Genomic DNA, 4,555 nt, shown 5'->3' with positions numbered 1-4,555 from the left:
TGATGGATGTGTGAACGTACCGCTACTAAAATTCTTGCTTTTAAATCATTATTACTGTATTATGTTTACGTAGCAATATAAGGATTATGGTATGTAAAAAGGAATCAAATCTATCAGTAAGATTTAAATCCTTTTCCAAGGCAAAAAGATTTTGCCAAAATCTAATATAATTTATGCTTGTCTTTTTAATATGTATCTAGTAAAAACATATTTTTTATCAATAGAATTCTGTTTTCAATATAAATTGAAACTTTTAAATAGAAGTTTATTTAATTTCAATGATAGGAATTATTGTTCTAAACAAGGAACCATACAAAGTGATCTGAAAAACCTAAGAGATATTGTATGTAGTTTGCTCATCTCCCGGTACTACAATAAAAGAGCCTTACCTCTCTAGGCAAGACTCTACTAGTTTAGTTGTATAATATTTACATGATAACTAAGAAACAGAAAACATATAACACCAAATAGCAGCACCCTATTACTCCTCCTACAGCTAATACCTGTTTAACCCAACTCTTAAATTTTTGATTACTGTAAATCGCTTGCACTCTTTCCATATTTCCTCCTATTAAGGAGAACCCTTATAGACTCTCACCTTGCTATAGTACCATTAAAAAATGAATAATAGAGATCTAATGTATAAATATGCAATATTGCATACGAAAATGTATTGTAATAATTGTAAGCGCTTACTATAATGAATTTATAAAGATTTATCATATCTTAATACGAAAAAAGAGGAGAGAATAATATGGAAATCGCAATGGCAGTTTTAAAATTTATAGGTGGAGCAATCCCATTAATTCAAGAACTTCTAAAAGCATTTATGTAAATTCACTATTCAGCAATTATTTACAAAAATTATCATACAAATGATCTGTCTATCAAAAATGAATTGATTTACAGATCATTTGCGTGATCAAGGTCCCTTTAACATGACTAAGGGGACTTTTTTTAATTTCCAAATAATTAAGGTTACGTCACATCACCATCAAGTTAGCAAAATAAAATGAAACTTTAACTTGATGGTACTGGGGTAACAGTTGTGATTTAGAGATAAGATCAGATTATACAAAGATTACCCACTGATATGTGGAAGATAAAGAGATAAAGAATACACTTGCGAAATTTAAACGATTGAATTAAAAAACTTGATATTAGTGCGGTTAACAGAATATGAAAATTACTTAAAAATCGTGATATTAGCTAAAAAACACCAAGCCCCCCTCCCCTTCAGGGCCATCTTGGTATTTTTTACGTTCACATACAAATTATTATTTATATTGTTGCATGGGTTTCCTTTTAAATTATATACGTCTACTTTACCATCGATAAGCAATGACTCATGTCTCCCATTTAATCGTACTGATTATGTTTTAAAAACCATCTTGGCTAAAATGATAAAGTAATCTAGCAACTTAACCACGTATAATACTATCACCGAAACCATATATACGATTTCTATAACCTGCTACGATATTTTTCTCTTTTATGCTTTATATGACCAAATGATGATCAGTAAGAACATCTTTAAAAGTTGTATCTGCCCGTAATATTTGTTGCTGCAAGTACTGAACCTGTTAAAATCATTACTTTCATTTTCATGCTATTTTCCCCTTCTTATCCTAATTATTTTTCATTATTAATAATAAAAACATTAATTTCTCCCAGAATGCTATAGACTTACTAAAAAACTCTTCTTGCCTATAGAAGAGTTTTTACTATGATGTGACTCATACATCAAGGGTACTGTTAATTTTATATGGAAAATAAAAAGACTCCATTTTGAAAAAAGGTTAATCAAAATGGAGTTTTTTATTATAAATCTGAATTTATATATATCCTTCTACCTAAAACATCGTATTATCATTAACTGCTTCACTTGGAATCTCTTGAATTACATCCCAGTGTTCGACAATCTTTCCATCCTTGATACGAAATATATCCACTATAGCAACTCCCTTATCTTGAGAATTAGTACGAGAATGTACATGAAGAGCAACTGTATCCCCTTCAGCTAATTCTTTTTTTCAAAAAACATTTAAATTCTACCCTAACGCTTGCAGAATTCTAGCATCCATTACTTTTCTTCTTGTTCTTAAATTTGTCATTGTCCTTAGTAAATTAATCCCAAAACTTATCATAAACTAACGCTCACTTTTCAATATAAGTAGACATGAGTATACTTATATTGAATTCCTTGAAACTTAATAAGTCCAATATTTTCTCAAAAAAATAGCAATGTAAGCTACCTCCTTTTCTACCATAGTACTAAGACACCTCTTATACGATATATTCAATAGCAAACATTTAAGCATCAAAAAATCACTTAGCGAAATTTGTACTATCTTAGCTATATTTTGTCGCATTACAGAGGGTGGGTAACCACTATATTCCGAATATTCTGTATATTAATGAAAAAAACTCATTGTTAAATTTAATGTATCTAATTCCTGTTATTATCAGAATAAGCCTTTACATAGAAAAGGGGGATATTATGACTGTTCAAGAGAAGAGTAATGAGCAATTGATGGGATTATTACACGAATGGTATGAAGAAATTCGTTTATATCATGTAAAAGAAGCAAAACAAACATACTAAAAGTAAAAGAAAGTTTAAAAGGACTAGAAGCAGACCACTATGTATCATTCTATTATTCCCTACTGAATTTTAGATATATGGTCTTGGTAGATGCAATGAGTATTACAAAAGATTCTTTTAATCAAATAGAAAAACTCTCTACTATCAAAGATGATTTTTTATTTTTAGCTTACTATTATCATTTCTTTAAGGCAATTCATTCTACAATTTTAGCAAATTATACTGAAGCGAAAACACACTATGAAAAGGCGGAAGAACTTTTAATTGATATACCTGACGCAGTAGAAAAAGCCGAGTTTGAGTATAGATTTTCAACTTACTGTTATCAATCTTATCAACCATTTGAAGCAATTCAACATGTAGTAAAGGCAAAAAAAGTATACCAGAATCATGTAGGCTATGAAATTAATGTTGCCTTATGCGACAATGTATACGGTTTAGCTTGTATAGATCTAAGAGAGTTTGAAAGAGCTGAAGAATGTCTCAATACGGTTATTGATGTTTTTAAAAAGTATAATGAAGAACAATTATTATTAAGAGTACGTCATAATTTGGGCTGGTTATATAATATTCAAGATTTATTTCCATTGGCGATCAGACAGAGTTCTGAAATTATAAATACCCTACCGAATCATTTTAAAGCATTATTTGTCTTAGCAAGAGCATATTATAATTTAGAAGGCATTGAAACAGCAAAATCATATATCGAGCAAGGAATGAAGTATACAAATGAATCAGGAAATGAGGAATATAAGCATCGTTTCGCAGTTTTAAATGAACTAATCACAGAACTACCTAGAATTAAACTAGAAAAAGTAGTTACTGATGCTATTTCTTATTTTGAAAAAGAGGAAATGTGGGATTGTGTAAAAGAATATGCAGGGATTTTAGCAATCCAATTTTATGAGGCAGATAATCATGTTAAGGCAAGCAAATATTTCTATATTAGTAATAATGCTGATAAGAAACATTTGAGAAAAGGAGCGTTAAAATAATGAAAAAGATTAAGAAAATTGTATTAAGTATGGTAGTAGTAAGTGCATTAGCATGTAGCATAATTAGTTTAAATGTATTACAACACTCTTCGTTTAATGGTGGAGATACGCCAGCACCAACAAAACTGATTGTCTCTGGTGGAGTATCTATTGATTAACCTAATACATTTCCTTTATTAAAATCCAGAAAATTCAACTTATTACCTTTTACAAACCGTTGAATGAAAATGGATAAAATCTCGAACCTCTAATCCGAAACATATTTGTTTCGGATTATTCACATTATCTTTTTTATATCCTCCCCTTCAAGCCCAGGAACTCCGTATTTACTAGGTAATGAACTCTATTAAACAATTATTAAATCTCTTTTCATCCAAGTTAAAGTAACTGTAAAGTTCATTTCATTCCTGCCACATTCTTATAAATATATGCATTTACAACATCTATTGATTATTTTTTATTTCATTAATTCTATAATTTCTTTAATACACTTACCATTATCCATTGTTATATCTAATTTCTAATTAAAACCCTTCTTTGTAAGTTTATACCTATATATCGTGTTAAATTGTGTATGGCAAGATAAAACAAGCTGTTAAATTTAAATTATTGTTAGGTAGTTTCTACAGTATGATATTATCACACAATTAGTTATACATATAAAAAAGGTTTCCTGCCTTGTAACAGAAAACCTTTTATGTATTATTAATCTACAAACCTAAAATTTCAACAATCTGACGTGCCTTAGCATTATCTATATAATAATGCATCTCTAACCCTCTTCTTTCTGAACGGAGTACGGTTCCCCTTAATTTTGATAGATGTTGTGAAACAGTAGATTGGGGGATTCTTAATATTTCCGTTAACTGTGTAACATTACACATTTTATGGTGCATTAATTCATTTACAATTTGTAATCGAACAGGATGTGCCATTACTTTTAATACATCTACAT

The 4,555-nt window shown here is 29.4% G+C and carries 2 protein-coding genes and 3 pseudogenes; 3 read left to right on the top strand and 2 right to left on the bottom strand.

The genetic code is table 11. The features are described from left to right. Window positions 1–648 precede the first annotated feature (648 nt). Window positions 649–835 (top strand): annotated as a pseudogene (locus DN403_RS31585) (hypothetical protein). A gap of 1,018 nt (window positions 836–1,853) precedes the next feature. Here the strand turns inward: DN403_RS31585 and DN403_RS30310 are convergent. Further along, window positions 1,854–2,033 (bottom strand): annotated as a pseudogene (locus tag DN403_RS30310) (nuclear transport factor 2 family protein); the annotation flags it as partial. A gap of 467 nt (window positions 2,034–2,500) precedes the next feature. Here DN403_RS30310 and DN403_RS30305 point away from each other — a divergent pair. Both DN403_RS30305 and DN403_RS30300 read left to right on the top strand, forming a co-directional pair. Next, window positions 2,501–3,600 (top strand): annotated as a pseudogene (locus tag DN403_RS30305) (response regulator aspartate phosphatase). Beyond that, window positions 3,600–3,758, top strand: a complete 159-nt coding sequence (locus DN403_RS30300; RefSeq protein WP_000721352.1) for a Phr family secreted Rap phosphatase inhibitor — start codon at window positions 3,600–3,602, stop codon at window positions 3,756–3,758. Before DN403_RS30305 ends, DN403_RS30300 begins: the two are co-directional and overlap by 1 nt. A 552-nt stretch (window positions 3,759–4,310) precedes the next feature. Here DN403_RS30300 and DN403_RS30295 read toward each other — a convergent pair. Further along, window positions 4,311–4,555, bottom strand: a 245-nt coding sequence (locus tag DN403_RS30295; protein WP_149186092.1) for an ArsR/SmtB family transcription factor, incomplete at its 5' end; no start/stop codon positions are given.

The organism is Bacillus sp. AY2-1 (genome assembly GCF_008368965.1).
Lineage (GTDB): Bacteria > Bacillota > Bacilli > Bacillales > Bacillaceae_G > Bacillus_A > Bacillus_A thuringiensis_S.
This window is presented reverse-complemented; position numbering and strand designations above follow the sequence as displayed.